Raw genomic sequence first — 24,367 nt, forward strand, 5'->3', positions numbered from 1 at the left:
ATAGAGGTTGGGTATTTTGACCCTGGTATCTTACATATAAACAAATGAATTTTTTGGAAATGTTATTTTTATCTGTGTTCCTTCTCCTTCTTTTGACCGGACAGCAAATCCAATCCCAAGCTTATCTGAGAGCTTTTTGCAAAGATACAATCCCATTCCCGTGGATTTGGCATACTTCCTTCCTGTGGTCCCTGTATAACCCTTTTCCATGACTCTCGGAAGATCTTTCCCTGATATTCCGATACCGTTATCCTTTATAAAAAGCTGTACCTGTTCCTTTTCGTCCACTGCCGTAAACTGAATTTCAGGATGATCTTTGCGGTACTTTACTGCATTGATCAGCACCTGCTTTAAAATAAATGACATCCATTTTTCATCTGTATAAACATCATAATACAGATTTTCAAGGCTTACCTTTACCTTTGACTGGATCAGAATCTTTGAGTTACTGCGGATCAGTTCCTGAACCATAGAATTAAGATTCATACGTTTTACAATATAGTCCTTCTCTACTCCGTTGCTTCTGGAATAATACAGTGCCTGTTCAAGATAGTATTCCACTTCCTCCAGTTCTTCGCTGATATTTTTTGTTACCTCAGACGGATTATTTTCTATCATCAGCCTGGAAGCGGCGATGGGAGTCTTCACTTCATGAATCCACATTTCTACATACTCTCTGTAATCCTGGGCAGAGATCTTATACTCTGCCACCTCATCGCTCATAGATTTATTGGTCTGCGACAGACAGTCATAAAATATTTTCCCCTCTGTAAAATCGGGCCTGTCAAGAAGCTCTGGCAGCATGAATTTTTTATCTAAGGAATCCATACTTTCCAGTGCCGTCTCATAAAAACGTTTTTTCTTAAAATATTCATTTCCCAGTGCAAGAACCATAAGAATAAAGTACAGGCAAAGCAGGTAAATAATAGCAAAGGTTGTGGCGTGGAACAGATTCAGCATCCATACAAGAAAAGCCAAATAAAATATTTGAAGTCCGAAAAATAATGACTTATCTCTTAAATATGCCCTGAAGCTCATACAAGATACCCCTGCCCTCTCTTTGTGACAATATAATCGGCAAGCCCGATGGAATCCAGTTTCTTTCTGAGCCTGTTGATATTTACCGTCAGTGTGTTGTCATCCACAAATTCATTGGACTGCCACAGTTCTTCCATCAGATTATCTCTGGATACGATCTCCTCTTTATGCTTCATAAGTACAGACAGTATCTTCAATTCATTTTTGCTCAGTTCTATCTGCTCTTCTCCGTGGCATGCCGTACTGTTTGACAAATTAATCAAAAGTCCTTTATGGGTGATCTGCCAGTCTTCTTTCACATGCTTTGTGCGCTTGAGCAGAGAAGATATCCGGGCCACAAGAATCTGCGTATTATATGGCTTAGAAATAAAATCATCGGCTCCCAGATTCATGCTCATGAGCTCGTCCATCTCGCTGTCTCTGCTTGTGACGACGATGATCGGGACATCCGATTTTTCTCTGACCGCACGGCATATATAATATCCGTCGTACACAGGAAGATTGATATCCAGAAGGACCAGGTCAGCCCCTTCCTTCAAGATATCTTCCACTATATTTTCAAAGTTATTGAGTGCTTTTGTCTCATAATCATATCTTCCCAGAAACTCACAGAGTTCTTTTTGGATCTTCTGATTATCTTCCACTAAAATAATCTTTGCTTTTTCCATATAAAATCCTTTACTGAATGACTTTCATTCCGCCCATATAAGGCTGAAGTGCCTCCGGTATCTTCACACTGCCGTCTGCCTGAAGATTATTCTCCAAAAATGCAATCAGCATCCGAGGCGGCGCAACGACCGTGTTGTTCAATGTATGCGCGAAGTACTTGCCGTCTTCTCCATTAACACGGATCTTTAATCTCCGTGCCTGTGCATCTCCGAGATTAGAACAGCTTCCCACCTCAAAGTATTTTTTCTGGCGCGGAGACCATGCCTCTACATCTACTGATTTTACTTTGAGATCAGCCAGATCTCCGGAACAGCACTCTAATGTCCGGACCGGGATATCCAGAGATCGGAACAAATCTACAGTGTTTTTCCACAATTTTTCGTACCAGTCCATACTTTCTTCCGGTTTACATACAACGATCATTTCCTGTTTTTCAAACTGATGGATTCTGTAAACTCCCCTCTCTTCCAGTCCATGAGCTCCTTTTTCCTTTCGGAAACATGGAGAATAACTTGTCAGAGTCTTTGGAAGTTCTTCTTCCCGGATCATTGTATCAATAAATTTACCAATCATGGAGTGTTCGCTCGTTCCAATCAGATACAGGTCTTCTCCTTCGATCTTATACATCATGGCATCCATCTCGTCAAAACTCATGACACCGGTCACTACATTGCTTCTGATCATAAACGGCGGCACACAATAAGTAAACCCTCTATTGATCATAAAATCACGGGCATAAGATATGACTGCGGAATGAAGCCTCGCAATATCTCCCATCAAATAATAAAATCCCTGGCCTGCCACTTTTCTTGCGCTGTCGAGATCAATACCGCTGAATTTTTCCATAATTTCCGTGTGATAAGGAATCTCAAAGTCAGGAACAACCGGCTCTCCGAATTTCTCGATCTCTACATTTTCACTGTCATCTTTCCCAATCGGCACTGAAGGATCAATGATATTCGGAATTGTCATCATGATTTTTAAGATTTTTTCTTCTACTTCTTTTTCTTCCTCTGTCAGTTTCTCAATCCTGCCGGCCTGATTTGATACTTCCTGTTTCAGCTGTTCCGCTTCTTCCTTTTTTCCCTGTGCCATCAATCCGCCAATCTGTTTGGAAATCTTATTCCTGTTGGCTCTCAGAGACTGTACTTCCTGTTTGATCTCCCTGTTTTTTTCATCTAATTCTAAAACTTCATCTACCAGAGGCAGTTTACGGTCCTGGAACTTATTTTTAATGTTCTGTTTTACTGCTTCCGGGTTTTCTCTCACAAATTTAATATCTAACATGACTTCCTCCTGATATATTTATTTATTCATACAATCTTCCAACACAATCTGCTCTTCCTTTGAAAGCGCCACCTCTGAACGGCCCTCTTTAATTTCTTTTACATACATATAACTTCCGTAGCGGTTGCTCATGGCATTCAATACGATTCCATTGTTCCTGTGATCCAAAAGTGCAATCGCGAAACTCGTCTCTCCGCCCATCTCTTTAAATGCATTATATTTTAAAACCTGCATTTTGGAATATGATAATTGAAGCTTATCTTTCAGTCTTCCCATTTCTTCATCAAGTATTTTATGATTCTCTTCAATTCTTTCCAATTCATCAAAATGTTTTACAAAAGTCTTTTCAAGGGACTTTCCATTTTCCCCCTTCATAAACATGCGGTACTTCTTTTTTAAGCTGCTGGTCTTCACCAACAAAACAACAATCAGCAGTAATGCCAGGGCACATACGCCGGCCAAACCACATAAAATATAAAATAAGTCAATTCCAAAAATTGTAATACCTGTTATCATTTTATTCCTCCTATAACGTTCTCAGCATATCTACTAAACGGTCCAGTTCTTCTTTTGAGTAATACTCTATCTCAATCTTTCCTTTGTTATTTCGATTCTTTATATTCACTTTACTGCCGAGTGCCTGTTTCAAGGATTCTTCTATATTGGCAAACAGATATTCCTGAATTTTATCCTCCTCTTTAGGAGTTTCCTTCTTTTTCTTTGACATTTGTTTTACAAGCTTTTCAATCTCTCTGACACTGAGTTTTTCATCGAAAACTTTCATCGCAGTCTCATACTGCTGATCGGGATCATCGATTGCCAGAAGCGCACGGGCATGCCCCGTAGTGATCATTTCTTCCGACAGCAAATTTTGGACTCTCTGATCCAGCTTTAAAAGTCTCAGTGAATTCGTGATGGCAACACGGCTTTTTGAAACTTTGGCTGCCACCTGGTCCTGCTTCAGCGAGAATTCTTCCATAAGCCTTTTGTAGGCCAACGCTTCTTCGATAGGATTTAAATCTTCTCTTTGAATATTTTCGATCAGTGCAATTTCTACTATTTCATTTTCTGCATAATCTCTGATTAGTACCGGCACTTCCTTTAAGCCCGCCAGTTTGGCCGCTCTCCATCTTCTCTCTCCCGCAATAATCTCATAAAATTTTTCGTGTTTTTTTACGATTAGCGGCTGAAGAATTCCATACTGCTTGATCGAATCTGCCAGCTCCTGAAGAGAGTCTTCATCGAACTGTCTCCTGGGCTGATCTGGATTTGGTTCTACTTTCAGTATCGGTACCATAATCTCCGATTTTATCTGCTCCTCTTTTTTTAAAATCTTCTCTGATTCGGCATCTTTGGCGGGAGCACTTGGTATCAGTGTATTCAATCCCCGTCCCAATCCTGTTTTCTTTTTCGTCGTCATTCCTCTTTTCCTCCGTTTGCAATTACCTCTTCTGCCAACATCTGATAGCTCTCTGCACCGACTGATTTAGGATCATACAGATTAATTGGAAGTCCATGGCTAGGTGCCTCTGCCAAACGCACATTTCTCGGAATAATTGTCTTATAAATATTTTGGTTCAAATATGATTTTACATTTTCCACAACTTGCAGCGATAAATTCGTTCTGGCATCATACATGGTAAATACCGCTCCCTCAATTTCCAAATCAGGATTGAGACTCTTTTGTATCAATTCAATGGTATACATTAACTGGGTCAATCCGTCCAAAGCATAAAATTCACATTGAATCGGTACAATTACGGTATCCGCAGCCGTCATAGCATTAACTGTGAGCATTCCCAGGGCAGGCGGACAGTCTATGATAATAAACTCATAGTTTTCCACAGTCGGCTGAAGTTTCTCTTTTAGTATGTACTGCATCCGATCCACAGTCATCAGTTCAATTTCTGCCCCTGCCAGATTACGGTTAGCCGGAGCCAGCGACAAATTTTCAAAAACTTCAGGACAAATACATTCATCAAATGTAATTTCATCTGAAATCACTTCATAAACTGTATGTTCTAATTTGTTTTTGTCCAAGCCCAGACCGGTTGTTGTATTTCCCTGAGGGTCCATATCTATGATGAGTGTCTTTTTTCCTGCAGCAGCCAGGGCAGCAGAAAGATTCACCGCCGTCGTTGTTTTTCCGACGCCGCCCTTTTGGTTAGCAATTGCGATAATTCTTCCCATATTATATATTCTCCTTTTAAAAAATATTATATCACTTACAACTTTTCATTTCCATATGTTTCACGTAAAACATAAAAATAAATACAATAATGTTTCACGTGAAACAAAAAAGCAGATATGAAATTTCATATCTGCTTCAAACAACTTTATACTCTTACTACATCTGTTCCGGACATTTCATTCCAAGAAGATCAAGGCCATCTTTGATTGCTTTCTTTGCAATTATCACTAACTTAACTCTTGCTCGTTTGAGTTTCTCATCTTCCACATTGCACTGATTTTCATGATAAAAATGATTGAATGCCTGGGCAACCGACATAACGAACCTTGCGACAACCGATGGTTCCAGACGTTCAGCTGCTGTCTTCACGACTTCTGGAAAACGAATCAATTCTTTTAATAAAGAAACTGATGCTACGTCTGTCAATAAAGAAGGATCTATATCTTCAGGCACATCCGTTATCCCTGTCTTTCTCAAAACACTGGCAGCACGTGCATAAGTGTATTGAACATAAGGGCCTGTCTCACCGTCAAAACTATGAATCTTATCCCAGCTGAATGTGACATCCTTTATTCTCTGGTTATAAAGATCATTAAAAATGATAGCACCAATACCAACCATCTTTGCAACTTCGTCTTTGTCCTGAAGATCCGGATTTTTATCATCGATGACCTCTTTGATCTTTGATACAGATTCACGGAGAATATCTTCTGCGTAAATAATATTTCCGCTTCTTGTAGAAAGCTTTCCGCCTTCCAGACTTACCAACCCATAAGGAACATGAATTAAATCTGTTTTGGCCCACTCATACCCCATGAGTTCCACCACTTTAAATACCTGTGCGAAGTGAAGTTTTTGTTCCATACCTGTGACATAAATACATTTTTCAAAATCATAAGTTTTTTTACGGTAAAAAATTGCAGCCAGATCCCTCGTAGCATAAATAGAACTTCCGTCTTTTTTCATTATCAGACAAGGAGTCATATCATACTCTTCCAAATCAACAATAAAAGCGCCTTCGCTTTCTTTCAGCATTCCTTTTTCCTTTAACTCATCTACCACGGCAGAAGTCTTGTCCCTATAAAAACTTTCACCAGCATAAGAGTCAAAATCCACATCCAAAAGTTCATAGATCCTTTTGTATTCGATTAAACTAATATCTTTAAACCACTCCCAAATGGAAAGAGCTTCTTGATCACCTTGTTCCATTTTGACAAACCATGCCCGGGCCTCATCATTTAAAGTATTGTCTTTTTCTGCTTCTTCATGAAATTTTACATAAATCTTCATCAGTTCAGAGATACCGTTCTGTTCTACAGCCTCTTTGCTTCCCCACTTTTTATAAGCCACAATCAGTTTTCCAAACTGGGTTCCCCAGTCACCCAAATGATTGATTCTCTCGACCCGATAACCAAGCTTTTTATAAATACGGTAAATAGAATTGCCTATCAAAGTGGTCCTCAAATGACCGACATGAAAATTCTTTGCCACATTTGGAGAAGAATAGTCAATACAGATAGTTTTTCCGCATCCCATCTCAGAACTGCCGTAATTATCCACAGAAACCTGATTCAACATCTCACTTACAAACATCGTTCTGTCAATAAAGAAATTTACATAAGGACCCATAGCCATAACTTTAGAGACAAAATCTGTTTTCTTTATTTTTTCTGCGACCTCTTCTGCTATCATATTCGGAGCTTTGCGGAAAATCTTAGCCAGCTGAAAGCATGGGAATGCAAAATCGCCCATATCCTCCTGGGGAGGTATTTCTAAAATTCTGCTTACTGTCTCTCTGTCCAATTCTTCAATAGAATCTGTGATTAAATCAATTATCTTATCTTTCATTTTTCTCCTCACTTATACTTCTATAATTGCCTGCAATACCACTGAATTCTCCTGCCATCTGGTAATTGCAAATTCTCTTGTCAACATGTCTTCCAATATATTTCTGTTTTTTTTAAATTTTTGTATAGACACCTGTTTCTTGGGTTTCATGACAAACTGCAGCATAATTCTGTCCTGTTCGATAAAGGTATCTATGTTTAAAGACCGGATTCCTATTTTTTGAACAGAAAATTTCATCATCTGATGAAATCCTGTCAAAAATGAAAATGTAAAAATAACCGGTGAATCTTTTTCTATTCTTTCACAGCTGACTATAATCTCGGGATGAACCTCTCTGAAATGGTTCATAAGTTCATAAAATGCAGGAAGAAACAGAATTTCCTCCTGACTCTTATCCAACTCCTCCAGGCCGGAAACCACAAAATAAGTTTCTTCCAGTCCTTTTAAATAAGATTTCAGCCTGTCACACTTTTTTTGGATTTTTCGTATATTTCTGGATAGTGTATCTAATGCATGTTCCACTTCTCTTGTATCCGGCTCCTTCACTTCTTCCATGCGGTTTTCATCTAAGGACAAAGGAGAAAATACAGACCGGATCTGTCTCTTTTCTTTTTCCAGCATCACACACCGGATCAGCCGCTCTTTTTCTTCTTCCAGCTTATATTTTTCTTCTATAAATTTTTCTTTCTCAGCCACACACTCCATATATTCTTCGGATAAATAGGCAGCCAGATCTGACATCAGCTGATCCTTATCAATCTTCTTCTCATCCAAATATCTCACCACCTCTTCTCTCTATGATAAACGAATTTTTAAGGAATGCAAAGTATTATTGTATCAAATCATTGTTTGTCATATAATAATAGTAATAAATTAGAAAGGAGACTCTGTATGCGTTTCTACAAAAAACTGCGAAATCTGGCCACCATTACAACTGTATCAACAATATGTGTATATCTGATAAATAAACTTGTCTTCTCATTATCCTCCATGAGAGACGCTTTGTTCTCCAAATACGGCAATACTTACTCCTGGAGATTTGGCAATATATACTATACAAAACATGGAACCGGTTCTCCGATTCTCCTCATTCATGACCTGAACAACTGCAGTTCTGAACTGGAATTTCATAAAATAAAGGAAGAACTCTCCAAATCACATACCGTCTATACCTTGGACCTCCTTGGATGCGGCCGTTCCGACAAGCCCCGGATCACTTATACAAGCTACCTTTATGTTCAGCTCATCAACGATTTTATCAAAAATATAATTGGCACGAAGACCGATATTATCGCCAGCGGCAATTCATCATCCCTGAGTTTCCTGGCATGCTACACAGAACCGAGGAACTTCAGACGCCTCATGATGATCAATCCTGAAAATATGACGAAGGCGGGGCGTTATCCCGGGAATCGCAAGAAAGTACTCAAGTATTTTATTGAACTGCCGATCATCGGCACACTCACTTACAATATCCTTCACAGCAGGCCCATGATCCAGAAAAAACTTGCCCGGGAATATTTCCACAGACCCAAGGACATTAAGCAGAAATATGTGGATATCTGTCATGAATCCGCTCACAAATGTGGATCAGATACAAAATATTTATATGCAAGCCTCATTTCGGACTACCTGAACTGTAATCTAATCCCATCCATAAAAAACTTAAACCACAGTATCTACTTTCTCATGGGAGACCATGCCCCGGAAGCCGAGAACACCATTGAACAGTACCAGGTGTTGAACCCTTCTATAGAATATCATTTTATAAAAGGCTCAAAACTCTTGCCCCATCTGGAAAATACGGATGAAGTCCTGAAAGCCTGCAAGATCTTTTTTTAACGGATAGGCTCTTTTGACGGCAGCCCTGCTTTGCGCGGATAGCGCTTTGGGGCTGCCTTTTGTTTTTTTATTTTAAGAATAGTCCTCTCCATATCTGTACCCGGAAGTACAAATGACACAACATCCTCGATTTTTCCTCCCAAGAGATGTACTGCATTCTTTCCTTCTCTCATCTCTTCTTCGATCCTGCCGGATTTATAAGGAAGGAACATTCCGGATACCTTCACATATGGAAGACAATACTCCGAAAGCGTGCTCAAATTAGCAACTGCCCTGGATACAACCAGGTCAAACTGCTCACGGTATTCCTTTTTCCTGGCGAAATCCTCTGCTCTTCCATGAATTGCCCTGATATCACGAAGTTCCAGCGCATCGATCACTCCCTCCAGAAATTTAACTCTCTTGTTCAAGGAATCCAAAAGTACAATCTTTAATTCGGGAAATGCAATCTTTAAAGGGATTCCTGGAAACCCTGCTCCCGTCCCCACATCCAGAACTTTTTGTGAAGAGAATCCACACTCAGCCTTCACCAATGCCACACTGTCCACAAAATGCTTCAGTATAACATCCTCTCTGTCTGTAATCGCGGTGAGATTCATAACCTTATTTTTCTCTGTCAGCAGTTCATAATATGTTTCAAATTGAGCCAGCTGCCTGTCTGTCAATGTAATGCCTAACTCTTCTGCTTTTTCTCTTAAACTAATCATATACACTCCTAAGCCCTTTGACCGAGCTGTTCCAAAAAGATAAGAAGTACCGAAATATCTGCAGGGGATACCCCGGAAATCCTGGATGCCTGTCCAATAGATGCAGGACGAATCTTAGACAGCTTCTGTACCGCTTCAATCCTTAAGTTTCCTATTTCTTCATACCTGATTCCCTCGGGAATTTTCTTTTTCTCTAAACGCTTAAACTGTTTCACCTGAGAAAGCTGGCGTTTAATATAACCTTCATATTTAATATTAATATTGACCTGTTCTCTCACATCCTCAGGATATTCCGGCCTGTTCGGATCAATGGGTGCCAGCATGTCATAAGTGAGCTCCGGTCTCCTGATCAGTTCCGCCATAGTGGCAGAAGACTTTAATTCCGTACTCTGACATCCCGTAAGCAGATTCTGAACTTCTCTTGAAGCCCCGACATTTACACGGTTAAGCCGTTTGATTTCTTTTTCTATCAGCGCTTCTTTCTCCATCAGCTTTTGATATCTCTCCTCACCGATAAGTCCCACTTCATATCCTATCTTTGAAAGGCGGAGATCCGCATTATCCTGTCTCAGTAAAAGCCTGTATTCTGCCCTGGAAGTCATCATCCGGTACGGTTCGCTCGTCTCTTTTGTCACAAGGTCATCAATCAGAACGCCGATATAAGCCTGAGAACGGTCAAGGACCAGCGGTTCCTTTTCCTTTAGCATTCTTACAGCATTAATCCCTGCGATCAGTCCCTGGGCTGCTGCCTCTTCATATCCAGAGCTTCCGTTGAACTGTCCTGCCGAAAACAGCCCCCCGATTTCCTTAAATTCCAGCGACGGCTTCAGCTGCGTGGCATTAATACAGTCATACTCGATAGCATATGCATTTCTGATGATTTTAACATTCTCAAGCCCCGTTACACTGCGATACATGGCATACTGGACGTCTTCAGGCAGAGAACTGGACATTCCTCCCACATACATCTCATTCGTATATTCACCCTCAGGTTCGATAAATACCTGATGCCTGTTCTTATCCGGGAATTTTACAATCTTATCTTCAATAGAAGGACAATACCGGGGACCCGTACCCTCAATGGCGCCTGAAAATAATGGGGAACGTCCGATATTTTCACGGATGATCTCATGTGTCTCCTCGTTTGTATAAGTAAGCCAGCAGGAGATCTGATCTCTCTCTATATCTTCTCTTGTATTTGTAAAACTGAACGGAATAATTTTTTCATCTCCGAACTGTTCTTCCATCTTATCAAAATTAATACTGTTTTTATCGATTCTGGCCGGAGTTCCAGTCTTAAACCGGCGCATTTCGATTCCAAGTTTCTTCAGAGACTTCGTCAGATAATTGGCGGCCTGAAGACCGTTAGGTCCCGTCTCATTGCTCACATCTCCATAAATACACCTTGCTTTTAGATAAGTACCTGTTGTGAGGATCACTGCTTTCGCATGATAAACAGCACCCGAGTAAGTCTTCACGCCCGTAACTTTACCGTCCTGTGTGAGAACTTGTGTCACTTCTCCCTGTCTGACAGTCAGATTTTTTGTATTTCCCATAGTCTGTGCCATAGCCATCGAATACATCTTTTTGTCCGCCTGTGCCCTGAGGGAATGAACGGCAGGACCCTTAGAGCGGTTCAGCATTTTGGACTGAATATAAGTCTTATCTATATTAATGCCCATTTCGCCGCCAAGAGCATCTATTTCTTTTACCAAATGTCCCTTAGAACTTCCTCCTATGTTTGGATTACACGGCATCATAGCTATGCTGTCCATGCTCACCGTAAAACAGATTGTTTTAAATCCGAGGCGTGCAGAGGCCAATGCCGCCTCACAGCCTGCATGACCTGCACCCACTACTACAATATCATAAAATTCTTCTAAATTTTTCATCTCTATTTACCCATACAAAATTCTGCAAATATTTCATTTACCAGATCCTCACCTACAGACTCCCCAATAATATATCCAAGCTCCTCATAAGCATTCATAAGATCAATCGAAAAGAAATCCTCCGGCATCCGGTCCTCTATGCTTTTAAGAACCAGGTCAAGGCTGTCCTTTGCATTTGACAACGCTTTCTTATGTCTCATATTTGTAATATATACTTCGTCATTAAACGATACCCTTCCGTCAAAGAAAAGATCATTGATCCTCTCATAAAGATCTTCAAGACCATAAAGACTTTTTGCCGATACCGGAACGATATTTTGAAATCCTCTCTGAAGAAATTCACTTTCAGAAACTTTTGTTTCCAGATCTGATTTATTTAACAGCACAATGACCTGCTTTCCCGTAAGAAGCTTCATAATGTCTTCGTCTTCTTTTGTCAGGGGAACCGAAGTATCCACAACATAGAGGACGAGATCCGCTTTTATCACCGAATCTCTCGCTTTATCCACACCGATCTTCTCAACAACGTCTTCTGTATACCGTATTCCCGCCGTATCGATGACATTCAGCGGAATTCCGTTAATCTGGATAGACTCTTCCAGAGTATCCCTTGTAGTCCCTGCGATATCTGTAACAATGGCTCTTTCTTCACCCAGCAAAACATTTAATATTGAAGACTTCCCGGCATTGGGTTTTCCGACAATTGCCGTGTGAATGCCTTCTTTCAATATACGTCCGTTGTCGGAAGAATCAATATACTTCTGAATATCATCTCTCGCATGTTCTACCTGTATTTTCAGCTGTTCAGAGAATCCATCCACAGAGTAATGCTCAGGGTCATCTAAAGCGGATTCAATGAACGCCACACTGTGAACAATCTCTTTTCTCAGAGAACGGATTTTATCAGAAAGGCTTCCCTTTAACTGCTTTAAAGATGTTTCCATGGCAAACTCATTTTTAGAGTGAATCAGATCCATCACAGCCTCTGCTCTGGAAAGATCGATTCGTCCGTTTAAAAATGCCCGTTTCGTAAATTCACCCGGTTCTGCCGGCCTCGCCCCGGCCTCAATAATACAGGACAGTATTTTTTTCATTATAACAACTCCACCGTGACAGTTAATCTCCGCCACATCTTCGGCAGTATAGGAATGAGGGCCTTTCATAATCAAAAGAATACATTCATCGATATCCTTTTCGTCCTTCACTGCATGTCCGTAATGAGCCGTATAAGTGGCTGCCTGTTTTATATCTTTTTCTCTTTTTGGGCGGAATACTTTAGAAGCAATATCTATGGCTTCCGGCCCGCTGATCCTTATAATCCCGATTCCGCTGTTGGACAGCGGTGTAGCGATCGCTGCAATTGTATCTGTTCCCATTTCAATGTCCTCCGCAAGGCAAAAAAGGGCTGCCGCAAAAGGCAACCCAAATTCATTATTTTTTCAGCATGACAACCACTCTGCGGTAAGGATCTTTACCCTGACTTTTTGTCACGATCTTAGGATCTCTCTGAAGTGCAGAATGGATAATACGGCGTTCATTCGGATTCATAGGCTCCAGATGAACCGGTTTTTTTGTCTTCTTAACTTTATTTGCAATGCTGAGTGCAAGCTTTTCTAAAGTTTCCTGTCTGCGCTCCCTGTAATTCTCCGTATCAAGCTTTACTTTAATAAAAGCCTCGCTTTCTTTATTCACAAACAGGCTTGTGAGATATTGGAGTGCATCCAGAGTCTGTCCGTGCTTTCCGATCAGAGCACCCATCTTTTCTCCGGTAACATTAATCTTCAGCACATTTCCGGTGGTATTATAATAAAGATTCAGTTTAGGAACAAGTCCCATCGCCTTTAACACTTCATCCAGATATGCTTCTGTGTCGTTTATGATCTGATCAATATTATCCGGACGTTTATATACCTTTTCTTTAGGGTTTTCACAGGCAGTCTTCTTCTGTTCCTGGGTTTTTTCCTGTTTCTGTTTCTTTTCTGGAGCAGCCGGCGCTTCCGCTGTTTTCTCAGATTTATCTTCCTTTACAGGCTCAGCCGGTTTTTCTTTTTCCGTCAATTCAATGATCACCGGTTTTTTAAAGAGTCCTAAAAATCCGTTGCTTCCTTTATCAATCACTGCATACTGAATTTCTGTGCTCGGAATTCCCAGCTCCATGGCCGCATTCATAACCGCATCAGATTCCGTTTTGCCAGTAAAACGCTTTACTGCCATTTTATTTTCCCCCTTTATCCATCCGGTTCTTCACGATGTTTGCCTTAGATGCAATTCCTCCCTGGGATTCTGTGTTATACTCTACGTTTTTTGTGACTTTCTTTTTGGCAATACTGCTGATCGTATTATCCTGGGATGATTCTGACGGAGTGCTGCCGCTTGCAGCTCCCATCATTTTTTCATACATAGAAGGACCTTTTTTCTTGGCTTTCTTCTTGGCTGCTTTCTCTCTGCTCTTCTCAATGATCTTCTGCATATTTGTATGATTATAGTAATTGTTGATCAGAATCTGCTGTACCCACTGGAACACTGCACTGGCAGTCCAGTAAATACCGATTCCCACCGGAAGAGTGATACACATGAATAAAGACATAATAGGCATCATCAGCATCATATTCTTTGACATACCTGCCGCCGGATTATCTGAATCCATGTCTGCCATAGATGTACGCGCACTTAAATATTGGAATAAAGCGGACAAAATCGGGATAATAAGATAAATGCTCAATTTAAATCCCGGTGTATTCTGGATATTGATTCCAAGAATAAATTCATATGCACTCTTAGGAATATCAGGAATATAACTTTCCAGATTTCGTACTACATAATACAGAGCCATGATGATCGGAAACTGTATCAGCGTAGTCGCACATCCGCCAGTAGGGCTTGTCCCATATTTATCATAGACTTTCTGCATCTCTTCCTGCTGTTTCATCATAGATGCCTGATCTCTCTTACCCCGGTATTTCTTCTGGATCTTCATCATTTCGGGCTGTGCCACCTGGTTGATCTTCATACTTCTCTGCTGCTTAATTGTCAGCGGAAAAATAATCAATTTCGAAATCAATGTAAACAAAATAATACACAATCCAAGATTCTCAATACCAACAGCTGATAATCCATTGTAAATCCACTTCATGATCTCGCCGAAAACCCAGACGATCGGAGACAATAATCCTCCGCTGCCTGCCTGGGCTGCTTGAGCCAAATACATCATTTCTTTTTACCTTTCACCTTTCTCACTTCCGGAACAGGATCATATCCTCCCTTTGCAAAAGGGTTACATCTCAAGATTCTAAACACAGCCAGAAGGCTTCCCTTCAGTGCGCCGTGTTTTTCCAGTGCTTGAACTGCATACTCTGAACAGGTCGGAGTATAAATGCAAGTTCCTTTTCCTTTTAATTTAGACAAATGTGCTCTATAAAACTGTATCAAATAAATCAAAATCTTCTTCAATGTTTTTCATCTCTTTTTAAACGATGAAGACTCATCAGATGGAGCAAAGCACTTTCCACCGTGTGAAATCCTTCATCCTTAACCGTATTTCTGGCAATGACCACAAGATCAAATCCCTGCTTAAACTCTGACTGACGAAGCCGGTAACTCTCTCTCAGGAGCCTGGTCACCCGGTGTCTCACTACACTGTTTCCAACCTTCTTGCTGACAGAGATTCCAAAACGATTATAATTAAGCTGATTTTCCCTGCAGTATAAAACTAAATATTTGTTTGCTTTTGATTTACCGGTTTTATATACCTGCTGAAATTCCTTAGTTGTTCTTAACGAATGATAATGCTTCATATCTTTTCCTTCCCTATTATTTAGAGAAAAGAAAAGGTCACATCACTGCGACCTATGCTGACAATCTATTTCTTCCTTTTGCTCTTCTGCTCTTAATAACTTTTCTTCCGTTAGCAGTGCTCATTCTCTTTCTGAAACCATGAACTTTAGATCTCTGTCTTTTCTTTGGCTGAAATGTCATTTTCATGTCTAGAAACACCTCCTTAATCAAAAAATAGTAATTTTATATATGAAACCATATATTGTCTAAAAAACATCACTCCTATTATAGTCAAAGTCACCTGCATAAGTCAAGAGAATTCTATGTTTTTTTGCGATAAAGTTATTCCATCCATAGATATTGTAGGACTCTAAAAAGTTATACACAATTTGTGGATAACTTGTGGAAAACTATGTGAAATATTTGTTTATCATATGTTTATATGTGTCGAAACCCCTGATATTTCCTAGTGTTTATTTTGTGAATAAATTTATCCACAGTTTTTCACAGGCAACATATATTGTATTATGATTGTACTTATTATATGAAAGAAACATTGAAAAAAAAATTCTTTTGTTATACACTAGTAATAGTATATTTTTTTAAACTTATTTAGAAAGAGGTCCGTAAAAATCAATGAAGAAAAAAATCGAAGCGATCTGGGATGACGTTTTGTTAAAACTTGAACAGGAACACGATATTTCAAGTGCTGCCATCAACGCCTGGATTAAACCCCTCAATATTAAAGAAGTGAACGACGATCAGATTGTTTTGTCATTGAACAGTAATTTTGATGCCAGAGGCATACATTTTATTGAGAGTAAGATGTATGACTTTTATATTTCTCTGGCCATTCAGGATATAACAGGTAAAAAATACGAAATTTCTTTTGTTCTGGAAGAAGCTAAGAAGAAAAAGGCTCCTGCATCCCGCACGGATACCCAGCTTCAGGATTCTAATAATTTAAATCCAAGATATACGTTCGACAGTTTCGTCGTCGGAACAAACAATCAAATGGCTCATGCCGCCTGCATTGCCGTGGCAGAAGCTCCGGCGGAAGCTTATAATCCGCTTTTTTTATACGGCGGCGCCGGATTGGGAAAAACCCATCTGATGCACTCTATCGCCCATTACATTATGGAAAATAACAGCAAGCTCAAGGTCCTTTACGTGACCAGTGAAGATTTCACCAACGAAGTCATCAATGCGATTCATCATAACAAACAGGAAGAACTCAGAAACAAATACAGGACCATCGACGTTCTGCTGATTGATGATATTCAGTTTATAATAGGTAAGGACAGCACTCAGCAGGAATTTTTCCATACATTTAATGCCCTTTACAACTCCAAAAGCCAGATTATCATATCTTCCGATAAGCCTCCGAAAGAAATCGAGACTTTGGAAGAACGTTTGAGAACCCGTTTTGGATGCGGTCTTACGGCAGATATCCAGCCCCCTGATTATGAGACAAGAATTGCGATCTTAAGAAAACGAGCCGAGCTGGACCACATTTATATCGACGATGCTATTTTTGACTACATAGCTTCAAACATTAAATCAAATATCCGAGAACTGGAAGGAGCACTGAACAAGATCAGGGTATATTCCAAACTCGAAAAGAGGCCGATTGATCTTGATTTGGCTAAAATTGCCCTGAAAGACCTTGTGGACAACGATACTGTTGTAAAAATTACACCAGATCTGATCATCACTACGGTGGCTGAACATTTTAACATCCAGCCGGCTGATATTATATCAAAAAAACGAAGCCATGACATCGCATATCCAAGGCAGATCTGTATGTACCTGTGCAAGAAGCTTACGGATACATCTTTTGTAAAGATCGGTGAATACCTCGGAAAAAGAGACCACTCTACGGTCATTCATGGTTCAGAGAAGATTGAGAAGGATTTACAGAGAGATTCTTCTTTATCCACGACCCTTGACGTTATTATAAAAAAAATGAACCCATCATAAGGCTTATACACAGAATCTTGTGGATAACCTGTGCCTTTTGTGTTGATAATGAAAACCTTAATTTCAGGCTTGTTGATAACCTTCAAGTTATGAAAGCTTTATCCGTGGCTTTTTAACAAGTTATTAACCCTGATTCAGCCTTAAATTAAGCCGTTTTTCAGGGTTATTCACAAATCCACAGCCCCTACGGCTTATACTGCGGATTTTTAATATATATTTAAGTATTTTTGAACCTGAAAGGAGTTATACACAATATGAAAATCGTTTGTAATAAAAGCGACCTGGTTTCCGGTGTCAGCATCGTATCCAAAGCCGTTTCCAATAAGACAACACTTCCTATTCTTGAATGCATTCTCATGGAGGCAAGTGCCGGTACGATTACTTTGACTGCTAATGACATGGAACTGGGCATTGAGACAAACATCAAAGGAAACATTTTAGAACAGGGAAAAATCGCTCTGGATGCCAAGTTATTTTTTGAGATCGTCAGAAAACTGCCGGATAATGATGTTACAATCGAAACCGATTCTGATTACAAAGCAACTATCACTTGTGAAAAAGCATGTTTTCATATTGTGGGACAGGAAGGATCAGAATTTCCTTATCTTCCGGAGATTGAAAAAGAAAGAAGCATCACTTTGTCACAGTTTACTCTAAAAGAAGTAATCAGACAAACAATATTTTCCATATCTGATAATGAAAATAATAAACTTATGACAGGAGAGCTGTTTGAGGTTGAAGACAAAAAATTAAATGTTGTATCATTAGATGGACACAGGATTTCCATCCGAAATATTGAATTAAAAGAGAGTTATGATTCCTTTAAAGTTGTCGTTCCAGGAAAGACACTTCAGGAAATTACAAAAATTATTTCAGGTGATGCAGAAAAAGATGTTATAATTTATGTAACGAATAAGCATATCTTATTTGAATTTGATCAGACCAGAGTTGTCTCAAGACTTTTGGAAGGGGAATACTATAAGATAAGTCAGATGCTGTCCAGTGATTATGAGACTAAAATCACGATTAACAAAAAGGAATTTTTGGACTGTATTGACCGTGCCAGTCTTTTGATCAGAGAATCTGACAAGAAACCTATTGTTATCAATATTACAGATAATTCCCTGGAACTGAGTATTTCATCTTTCTTTGGATCTATGGAGGAAAATATACTGATTCAGAAAGAGGGAAGGGATATTCTGATCGGATTTAATCCGAAATTTTTGATGGATGTACTGCGTGTCATTGACGACGAGGAAATCAACATTTACCTTGTTAATCCGAAAGCGCCTTGCTTTATCAAGGATGATTCCGAATCCTATATTTACTTAATACTTCCGGTAAATTTCAATCACTAGAAAGGAAATCTTGATGGAGCAGATTAAATTGAATGAAGAGTATATAAAACTCGGCCAGGCATTAAAGGCTGCCGGTCTTGTAAGTTCCGGGGTGGAGGCAAAGATCGTCATTCAAGACGGACTGGTCAGTGTCAACGGAGAGATTGACACGAGAAGGGGAAAAAAACTGTACGGCGGAGAAGTCATCGAATTTGACGGACAGGCTGTAAAAATCGTGAAATAGTCGGGTGACTTATGTATATTCAGTCTTTAGAGTTAAAAAACTATCGGAATTATGACCGTCTGATCATTGAGTTCTCCAGCGGCACCAATATTTTGTACGGTGATAATGCACAGGGAAAGACGAATATCCTTGAGGCAGTTTATCTGGGGGCAACGACCAAGTCCCACCGCGGAAGTAAGGATAAGGAGATTATCCGTTTCGGAGAAAATGAATCCCATATAAGGATTCATCTGATGAAACAGGACATCGGACACCAGATTGACATGCATCTGAAAAAGAGCAGGACAAAGGGTGCGGCTATTGACCAGATACCCATCAAGAGATCCAGTGATCTTCTTGGCTTTGTCCCTGTCATATTTTTTTCGCCGGAAGATCTGAGTATTATAAAAAACGGGCCTTCTGAGCGGAGAAAGTTTTTAGATATCGAGCTTTCACAGCTTGAAAAAATGTATCTTCATCAGCTTTCCAGCTATAACAAGGTGATGGCACAAAGGAATAACCTGTTAAAGCAGCTGGTTTACCAGCGTGAACTTTTGGATACATTAGACAGTTGGGATCTCCAGCTTGTCAAATATGGATCGGAGGTTATCCGATACCGCCGGAAATTTATAGAGGATCTCAACGAGATCATCAGGGAGATCCACAAGAATCTGACGGGAAAAAAAGAAAAAATTGTTTTGAAATATGATTATAGTGTAAACTATGATGAATTTCTGACCGTTTTACAGAGAAAGAGAGAGATTGATTTAAAATATGCTTCCACAGGGGCAGGACCTCACCGCGATGATATTGAATTTCTGGTAAACGGAATTGATATCCGCAGATTTGGGTCACAGGGGCAGCAGAGGACAGCGGCCCTTTCATTGAAACTTGCTCAGATTGAGTTAGTAAAAAGGCAGACCGGAGAGACACCGATTCTGCTCTTGGATGATGTGCTGTCAGAACTGGACAGCAGCCGGAAGAATTATCTTTTGGACAGTATTAAAGACATTCAGACTTTGATCACATGCACGGGACTGGAAGAATTTATTAACAGTCATCTGCAGATTGACAAAATGTTTCAGGTCAAATCAGGTAAAATTGTCAGAGAAAATTAGGAGGAACGTATGGGCACTGAGAAAAAAGGAGAATATGGTGCGGATCAGATTCAGATCCTGGAGGGACTGGAAGCTGTACGGAAAAGGCCCGGAATGTACATTGGAAGTACATCCGCCAAAGGGCTTCATCATTTGGTATATGAAATTGTGGACAATGCGGTCGATGAATCACTGGCAGGTTACTGTGATACGATTTATGTGACACTGAACAAAGATAATTCTGTTACAGTGCGTGATAACGGAAGGGGTATTCCGGTAGGGATCAATAAGAAAAAGGGCGTATCCAGTGTGGAAGTCGTATTTACGATTCTTCACGCGGGAGGAAAATTCGGAGGCGGAGGATATAAGGTTTCCGGAGGACTTCACGGCGTAGGATCATCCGTAGTAAATGCGCTGTCTAACTGGCTGGAAGTCAATGTCCATACGGATGGAAAAATATATAATCAGCGCTACGAAAAGGGAAAAGTGTGCTATCCTTTGAAGGTTGTGGGAGAGACTGAATTAAACGGAACCGAGGTAAGCTTTCTGCCCGATGATACAATTTTTGAAGAAACATTGTTTGAATATAAAGTTTTGAGACAGCGTCTGCGTGAGACAGCATTCCTGACAAAAAATCTGAAGATTATTCTCACAGATGACCGTCAGGAAGAACCTGTACAGGAGATTTTCCACTATGAGGGCGGGATCAAAGAGTTTGTCACTTATTTAAACAGAGGAAAAGAAGCACTGTATGACCAGGTTATTTATTGCGAAGGAGAAAAAGACGGTGTTTATGTAGAAGTTGCCATGCAGCATAATGATTCCTATAATGAAAACTCTTTAAGCTTTGTAAATAATATTATTACGCCGGAAGGGGGAACCCATCTGTCCGGTTTTAAAAATGCGCTGACAACAACATTTAATGATTATGCAAGAAAGAATAAACTGCTAAAGGAAAACGAGAGTAATCTTTCCGGAGAAGATATCCGTGAGGGGCTTACATCCGTCATCAGCATTAAGCTTGGCGAGCCTCAGTTTGAGGGACAGACAAAACAAAAGCTTGGAAACAGCGAAGCCAGAGGCGCAGTCAACAGCATTGTCAATGAGCAGCTCACTTATTTTCTGGAACAAAATCCTGCAGTTGCAAAGATTATATGTGAGAAAGCGGTTTTGGCACAGAGGGCCAGAGATGCTGCCAGAAAAGCCAGAGATCTTACCAGAAGAAAGACGGCTTTGGACGGATTCAGCCTGCCTGGAAAATTAGCGGACTGTTCCGACAAAAACCCAGAAAACTGTGAGATTTATATCGTCGAGGGTGATTCTGCGGGAGGTTCTGCAAAGACGGCCAGATCCCGTGCAACCCAGGCTATCCTTCCTCTGAGGGGAAAAATCCTTAACGTAGAGAAATCCAGACTCGATAAAATTCTGATGAATAAAGAAATCCAGGCAATGATCACAGCCTTCGGCACAGGCATACACGACGATTTTGATATTGAGAAATTACGGTATCATAAGATCATCATCATGACGGATGCCGATGTGGACGGAGCCCATATTGCAACGCTTCTCCTTACGTTCCTTTACCGGTTCATGCCGGATCTGATCAAGGAGGGATATGTATACATGGCTCAGCCGCCACTTTACCGGGTGGAGAGAAATAAAAAGTTCTGGTATGCTTACTCTGATCAGGAACTGAACAATATTGTCAATGAGATAGGCAGAGACAATAACAACAAGATCCAGCGCTATAAAGGTCTGGGCGAGATGGATGCGGAACAGCTCTGGGATACTACCATGGACCCGGATAAGAGAGTACTGCTTCGGGTAACCATCGACGAGGATTCCGCATCTGAGATCGACCTGACCTTTACGACACTGATGGGTGATCAGGTGGAACCAAGGCGTGAGTTTATTGAAGCCAATGCAAAATATGTCCAGAATCTGGACGTATAGGAAGGAATATAATATATGGACCAGAATACAATTTTTGATAAAGTTCATGACGTTGATCTGAAGCAGACAATGGAGAATTCCTACATTGATTATGCCATGAGCGTTATTGCTGCAAGGGCCCTTCCTGATGTAAGGGACGGGCTGAAGCCGGTTCAGAGGAGAATCCTTTATGCGATGATCGAACTGAACAACGGACCGGATAAACCGCACCGTAAGTGTGCACGTATCGTCGGGGATGCCATGGGTAAATATCATCCTCACGGTGACAGTTCTATCTACGGGGCATTGGTCAATATGGCTCAGGAGTGGTCTACCCGGTATCCTCTGGTAGACGGCCACGGAAACTTTGGTTCTGTAGACGGAGACGGCGCCGCTGCCATGCGTTATACGGAGGCAAGGCTCAGCAAGATTTCCATGGAACTTCTGGCCGATATCGGAAAAGATACGGTCAACTTTATTCCGAACTTCGATGAGACGGAAAAAGAGCCCCAGGTGCTGCCGTCAAGGTTTCCGAATCTTTTAGTCAACGGTACACAGGGAATTGCGGTCGGAATGGCAACAAACATTCCGCCTCATAATCTCACAGAGGTGATCAATGCGGTTGTAAAAATCATCGATGATCAGGTGGAGAGAAACCAGGTTACAGATATAGAAGAGTTATTAAATATCGTAAAAGGACCGGATTTTCCGACTGGAGCGACGATTTTAGGAAAAGCGGGCATCAGCCAGGCATACCGGACGGGACGCGGAAAGATTAAAGTCCGTGCCGTTACGGATATCGAGCCGATGGCCAACGGAAAACAAAGAATTGTGGTTACCGAGCTTCCGTACATGGTCAATAAAGCGAGACTCATTCAGAAGATTGCAGAGCTTGTAAAAGATAAAAAAGTAGACGGTATTACAGAAATACGGGATGAATCTGACCGTACCGGTATGAGAATCTGTATTGAGCTGCGCAGGGATGCCAATGCGAATGTCGTCCTTAACCGTCTGTTTAAACATACCCAGATGCAGGATACTTTTGGAGTTATCATGCTTTCGTTGGTAAACAATGAACCTAAGATCCTGAATCTGTTTGATATGCTAAATTATTATCTGGAACATCAGAAGGACGTTGTGACCAGAAGGACAAAATATGAGCTGAATAAGGCGGAAGAACGGGCACATATTTTAGAAGGTCTGCTCATTGCTCAGGACAATATTGACGAAGTCATCAAGATCATTCGGGCAGCTGCCAATATCACAGAGGCGAAGACACAGCTCATGGAGCGTTTTGCCCTGACCGACGCACAGGCACAGGCAATCGTGGATATGAGACTGCGGGCTTTGAACGGTTTGGAGCGCGCCAAGCTTGAAAAAGAATATAATGAGCTCATGGCAAAAATCACAGAATTAAAGGCAATTCTGGCAGATGAGAAACTACTTTTGGGAGTGATCAAAGATGAGCTGGTTTTGATCCGTGATAAATATGGGGATGAGAGAAGAACCTCTATTGGATTTGATGTAGATGATATTTCCATGGAGGATCTGATTCCAAGGGAAAATACGATCATTACTATGACAAAACTTGGATATATCAAGCGTATGACAGTAGACACCTTCAAGAGCCAGAACAGAGGCGGAAAAGGTATTAAGGGAATGCAGACCATCGATGAGGACTATATCGAGGAATTGTTTATGACAACGTCCCATCACTATATTATGTTCTTTACAAATATGGGAAGGGTGTACCGGCTGAAAGCCTATGAGATACCGGAGAGCAGCCGGACGGCCAGAGGAACGGCGATTGTGAATCTGATTCAGCTGCAGCCGGAGGAGAAGATAACAGCGGTGATTCCGATCAATGAGTATAAAGAGGATCATTATCTGTTTATGGCTACTAAGAGCGGAATCGTGAAAAAATCACCGATCATGGAGTATGCAAATATAAGAAAGACAGGACTTTTGGCGATTACGCTGAAAGAAAATGATGAATTGATCGAAGTGAAGTTTACGGACAATGACCAGGATGTATTTCTTGTGACAAAGAACGGACAGTGTATCAGGTTCCATGAGACAGATGTCAGATCTATCGGACGTACGGCGATGGGTGTCAGGGGAATCAACTTAGACGGAGACGATGAAGTCATCGGCATGCAGCTGAATTCCCAGGGAGAGGCATTGCTGTTTGTATCTGAAAATGGAATGGGCAAACGGACTGCCATGACCGAATTTACTTCTCAGCATAGAGGCGGAAAGGGTATCCGCTGCTACAAGATCACAGAGAAAACAGGAGATGTGGTCGGAGTGAAGGCTGTGGATGAAGAAAATGAAGTTATGATGATCACTACGGAAGGTGTCGTGATCCGGATGGGAGTAGAGGGAATCTCTATGCTTGGACGGAATACATCGGGAGTCAAACTCATGAATGTAGACGACAATGTGATTGTAGCAAGCCTGGCAAAAGTACGGGATGAAGAAGTGGAAGAAGAAAGCGAAATTTCAGAAGAAAAAACAGAATAAAGATCAAAAGTCAGAACATGGCGTCAG

Annotated in this window: 23 protein-coding genes; 7 read left to right on the forward strand and 16 right to left on the reverse strand. The window is 40.8% G+C overall.

What is annotated here, in order from left to right:
- Positions 1 to 30: 30 nt before the first annotated feature.
- The 8 genes from QGT46_RS11400 to QGT46_RS11435 all read right to left on the reverse strand — a co-directional run bounded on the left by QGT46_RS11400 (position 31) and on the right by QGT46_RS11435 (position 7,816).
- Positions 31 to 1,038 (reverse strand): sensor histidine kinase, encoded by a 1,008-nt coding sequence (locus QGT46_RS11400; protein WP_024729070.1) that lies wholly within the window; start codon positions 1,036 to 1,038, stop codon positions 31 to 33.
- The gene (locus QGT46_RS11405) at positions 1,035 to 1,706 is read right to left on the reverse strand and encodes a response regulator transcription factor (protein ID WP_024729069.1); all 672 of its coding nucleotides are present in this window, start codon (positions 1,704 to 1,706) and stop codon (positions 1,035 to 1,037) included. Before QGT46_RS11405 ends, QGT46_RS11400 begins: the two co-directional genes overlap by 4 nt.
- Positions 1,707 to 1,716: 10 nt before the next feature.
- On the reverse strand, positions 1,717 to 2,994 hold the full coding sequence (gene serS / locus QGT46_RS11410; RefSeq protein WP_148459822.1) for a serine--tRNA ligase: 1,278 nt from the start codon (positions 2,992 to 2,994) through the stop codon (positions 1,717 to 1,719).
- 18 nt (positions 2,995 to 3,012) lie between these two features.
- A complete protein-coding gene (locus tag QGT46_RS11415) occupies positions 3,013 to 3,510 on the reverse strand; it encodes a DUF4446 family protein (protein ID WP_148459821.1) in 498 nt (165 codons plus the stop codon).
- 10 nt (positions 3,511 to 3,520) lie between these two features.
- A complete protein-coding gene (locus tag QGT46_RS11420) occupies positions 3,521 to 4,414 on the reverse strand; it encodes a ParB/RepB/Spo0J family partition protein (protein ID WP_024729066.1) in 894 nt (297 codons plus the stop codon).
- The gene (locus QGT46_RS11425; protein ID WP_024729065.1) at positions 4,411 to 5,184 is read right to left on the reverse strand and encodes a ParA family protein; all 774 of its coding nucleotides are present in this window, start codon (positions 5,182 to 5,184) and stop codon (positions 4,411 to 4,413) included. Before QGT46_RS11425 ends, QGT46_RS11420 begins: the two co-directional genes overlap by 4 nt.
- A 157-nt stretch (positions 5,185 to 5,341) precedes the next feature.
- Positions 5,342 to 7,033 (reverse strand): arginine--tRNA ligase, encoded by a 1,692-nt coding sequence (gene argS, locus QGT46_RS11430; protein WP_148459820.1) that lies wholly within the window; start codon positions 7,031 to 7,033, stop codon positions 5,342 to 5,344.
- A 12-nt stretch (positions 7,034 to 7,045) separates the two neighbouring features.
- On the reverse strand, positions 7,046 to 7,816 hold the full coding sequence (locus QGT46_RS11435; RefSeq protein WP_235824654.1) for a hypothetical protein: 771 nt from the start codon (positions 7,814 to 7,816) through the stop codon (positions 7,046 to 7,048).
- A 108-nt stretch (positions 7,817 to 7,924) separates the two neighbouring features.
- Between QGT46_RS11435 and QGT46_RS11440 the strand changes: the two genes are divergently transcribed.
- Positions 7,925 to 8,875: an alpha/beta fold hydrolase gene (locus QGT46_RS11440; RefSeq protein WP_148459819.1), complete on the forward strand. Its 951-nt coding sequence runs from the start codon at positions 7,925 to 7,927 to the stop codon at positions 8,873 to 8,875.
- Here the strand turns inward: QGT46_RS11440 and rsmG are convergent.
- Genes rsmG through rpmH form a run of 8 tightly spaced genes read right to left on the reverse strand, consistent with a single transcriptional unit; the run spans position 8,872 to position 15,455 of the window.
- Positions 8,872 to 9,582 carry a 16S rRNA (guanine(527)-N(7))-methyltransferase RsmG gene (gene rsmG / locus QGT46_RS11445; protein WP_024729061.1) on the reverse strand — a complete coding sequence of 237 codons (711 nt, stop codon included), beginning with the start codon at positions 9,580 to 9,582 and terminating at the stop codon, positions 8,872 to 8,874. The two genes, QGT46_RS11440 and rsmG, sit on opposite strands and share 4 nt — an antisense overlap.
- A gap of 8 nt (positions 9,583 to 9,590) precedes the next feature.
- Positions 9,591 to 11,474, reverse strand: a complete 1,884-nt coding sequence (gene mnmG / locus QGT46_RS11450; protein ID WP_024729060.1) for a tRNA uridine-5-carboxymethylaminomethyl(34) synthesis enzyme MnmG — start codon at positions 11,472 to 11,474, stop codon at positions 9,591 to 9,593.
- Between the two features lie 2 nt (positions 11,475 to 11,476).
- Complete coding sequence (mnmE, locus tag QGT46_RS11455) at positions 11,477 to 12,850, reverse strand: tRNA uridine-5-carboxymethylaminomethyl(34) synthesis GTPase MnmE (protein ID WP_148459818.1); 1,374 nt, start codon at positions 12,848 to 12,850, stop codon at positions 11,477 to 11,479.
- 55 nt (positions 12,851 to 12,905) lie between these two features.
- Entirely contained in the window at positions 12,906 to 13,688 is a 783-nt protein-coding gene (gene jag / locus QGT46_RS11460) for an RNA-binding cell elongation regulator Jag/EloR (protein ID WP_024729058.1), read from the reverse strand.
- 1 nt (position 13,689) lies between these two features.
- Positions 13,690 to 14,685, reverse strand: a complete 996-nt coding sequence (locus QGT46_RS11465; RefSeq protein WP_024729057.1) for a YidC/Oxa1 family membrane protein insertase — start codon at positions 14,683 to 14,685, stop codon at positions 13,690 to 13,692.
- The gene (yidD, locus tag QGT46_RS11470) at positions 14,682 to 14,924 is read right to left on the reverse strand and encodes a membrane protein insertion efficiency factor YidD (protein WP_024729056.1); all 243 of its coding nucleotides are present in this window, start codon (positions 14,922 to 14,924) and stop codon (positions 14,682 to 14,684) included. The genes QGT46_RS11465 and yidD overlap by 4 nt, the downstream gene beginning before the upstream one ends.
- Positions 14,921 to 15,268 carry a ribonuclease P protein component gene (rnpA, locus tag QGT46_RS11475; protein ID WP_024729055.1) on the reverse strand — a complete coding sequence of 116 codons (348 nt, stop codon included), beginning with the start codon at positions 15,266 to 15,268 and terminating at the stop codon, positions 14,921 to 14,923. Before rnpA ends, yidD begins: the two co-directional genes overlap by 4 nt.
- Before the next feature lie 52 nt (positions 15,269 to 15,320).
- Positions 15,321 to 15,455: a 50S ribosomal protein L34 gene (rpmH, locus tag QGT46_RS11480; protein WP_006568113.1), complete on the reverse strand. Its 135-nt coding sequence runs from the start codon at positions 15,453 to 15,455 to the stop codon at positions 15,321 to 15,323.
- Between the two features lie 429 nt (positions 15,456 to 15,884).
- Between rpmH and dnaA the strand changes: the two genes are divergently transcribed.
- From dnaA to gyrA, 6 genes are all read left to right on the forward strand, one after another.
- Positions 15,885 to 17,228, forward strand: a complete 1,344-nt coding sequence (gene dnaA / locus QGT46_RS11485; protein ID WP_024729054.1) for a chromosomal replication initiator protein DnaA — start codon at positions 15,885 to 15,887, stop codon at positions 17,226 to 17,228.
- A 254-nt stretch (positions 17,229 to 17,482) separates the two neighbouring features.
- On the forward strand, positions 17,483 to 18,586 hold the full coding sequence (gene dnaN / locus QGT46_RS11490; protein ID WP_024729053.1) for a DNA polymerase III subunit beta: 1,104 nt from the start codon (positions 17,483 to 17,485) through the stop codon (positions 18,584 to 18,586).
- Between the two features lie 13 nt (positions 18,587 to 18,599).
- Entirely contained in the window at positions 18,600 to 18,809 is a 210-nt protein-coding gene (locus QGT46_RS11495; protein ID WP_148459817.1) for an RNA-binding S4 domain-containing protein, read from the forward strand.
- Between the two features lie 11 nt (positions 18,810 to 18,820).
- Positions 18,821 to 19,906: a DNA replication/repair protein RecF gene (gene recF / locus QGT46_RS11500; protein ID WP_024729051.1), complete on the forward strand. Its 1,086-nt coding sequence runs from the start codon at positions 18,821 to 18,823 to the stop codon at positions 19,904 to 19,906.
- Positions 19,907 to 19,915: 9 nt separating this feature from the next.
- Positions 19,916 to 21,838, forward strand: coding sequence for a DNA topoisomerase (ATP-hydrolyzing) subunit B (gyrB, locus tag QGT46_RS11505; protein WP_024729050.1), 1,923 nt, complete (start codon positions 19,916 to 19,918; stop codon positions 21,836 to 21,838).
- Between the two features lie 15 nt (positions 21,839 to 21,853).
- Entirely contained in the window at positions 21,854 to 24,340 is a 2,487-nt protein-coding gene (gene gyrA / locus QGT46_RS11510) for a DNA gyrase subunit A (protein WP_024729049.1), read from the forward strand.
- The last annotated feature ends 27 nt before the right edge of the window (positions 24,341 to 24,367 follow it).

Source organism: Anaerostipes faecis, from assembly GCF_910574135.1.
Classification (GTDB): Bacteria; Bacillota; Clostridia; order Lachnospirales; family Lachnospiraceae; genus Anaerostipes; species Anaerostipes hominis.

Excerpts from the sequence above, each read along its gene's own strand:
- QGT46_RS11465 (WP_024729057.1), bottom strand. The coding sequence starts at position 14,685 with ATGATGTATTTGGCTCAAGCAGCCCAGGCAGGCAGCGGAGGATTATTG.
- mnmE (WP_148459818.1), bottom strand. The coding sequence starts at position 12,850 with ATGGGAACAGATACAATTGCAGCGATCGCTACACCGCTGTCCAACAGC.
- rpmH (WP_006568113.1), bottom strand. The coding sequence starts at position 15,455 with ATGAAAATGACATTTCAGCCAAAGAAAAGACAGAGATCTAAAGTTCAT.
- dnaN (WP_024729053.1), top strand. The coding sequence starts at position 17,483 with ATGAAAATCGTTTGTAATAAAAGCGACCTGGTTTCCGGTGTCAGCATC.
- jag (WP_024729058.1), bottom strand. The coding sequence starts at position 13,688 with ATGGCAGTAAAGCGTTTTACTGGCAAAACGGAATCTGATGCGGTTATG.
- QGT46_RS11440 (WP_148459819.1), top strand. The coding sequence starts at position 7,925 with ATGCGTTTCTACAAAAAACTGCGAAATCTGGCCACCATTACAACTGTA.
- rsmG (WP_024729061.1), bottom strand. The coding sequence starts at position 9,582 with ATGATTAGTTTAAGAGAAAAAGCAGAAGAGTTAGGCATTACATTGACA.
- mnmG (WP_024729060.1), bottom strand. The coding sequence starts at position 11,474 with ATGAAAAATTTAGAAGAATTTTATGATATTGTAGTAGTGGGTGCAGGT.
- serS (WP_148459822.1), bottom strand. The coding sequence starts at position 2,994 with ATGTTAGATATTAAATTTGTGAGAGAAAACCCGGAAGCAGTAAAACAG.
- gyrB (WP_024729050.1), top strand. The coding sequence starts at position 19,916 with ATGGGCACTGAGAAAAAAGGAGAATATGGTGCGGATCAGATTCAGATC.
- QGT46_RS11495 (WP_148459817.1), top strand. The coding sequence starts at position 18,600 with ATGGAGCAGATTAAATTGAATGAAGAGTATATAAAACTCGGCCAGGCA.
- QGT46_RS11405 (WP_024729069.1), bottom strand. The coding sequence starts at position 1,706 with ATGGAAAAAGCAAAGATTATTTTAGTGGAAGATAATCAGAAGATCCAA.
- QGT46_RS11415 (WP_148459821.1), bottom strand. The coding sequence starts at position 3,510 with ATGATAACAGGTATTACAATTTTTGGAATTGACTTATTTTATATTTTA.
- rnpA (WP_024729055.1), bottom strand. The coding sequence starts at position 15,268 with ATGAAGCATTATCATTCGTTAAGAACAACTAAGGAATTTCAGCAGGTA.
- QGT46_RS11400 (WP_024729070.1), bottom strand. The coding sequence starts at position 1,038 with ATGAGCTTCAGGGCATATTTAAGAGATAAGTCATTATTTTTCGGACTT.
- recF (WP_024729051.1), top strand. The coding sequence starts at position 18,821 with ATGTATATTCAGTCTTTAGAGTTAAAAAACTATCGGAATTATGACCGT.
- dnaA (WP_024729054.1), top strand. The coding sequence starts at position 15,885 with ATGAAGAAAAAAATCGAAGCGATCTGGGATGACGTTTTGTTAAAACTT.
- gyrA (WP_024729049.1), top strand. The coding sequence starts at position 21,854 with ATGGACCAGAATACAATTTTTGATAAAGTTCATGACGTTGATCTGAAG.
- QGT46_RS11420 (WP_024729066.1), bottom strand. The coding sequence starts at position 4,414 with ATGACGACGAAAAAGAAAACAGGATTGGGACGGGGATTGAATACACTG.
- argS (WP_148459820.1), bottom strand. The coding sequence starts at position 7,033 with ATGAAAGATAAGATAATTGATTTAATCACAGATTCTATTGAAGAATTG.
- QGT46_RS11425 (WP_024729065.1), bottom strand. The coding sequence starts at position 5,184 with ATGGGAAGAATTATCGCAATTGCTAACCAAAAGGGCGGCGTCGGAAAA.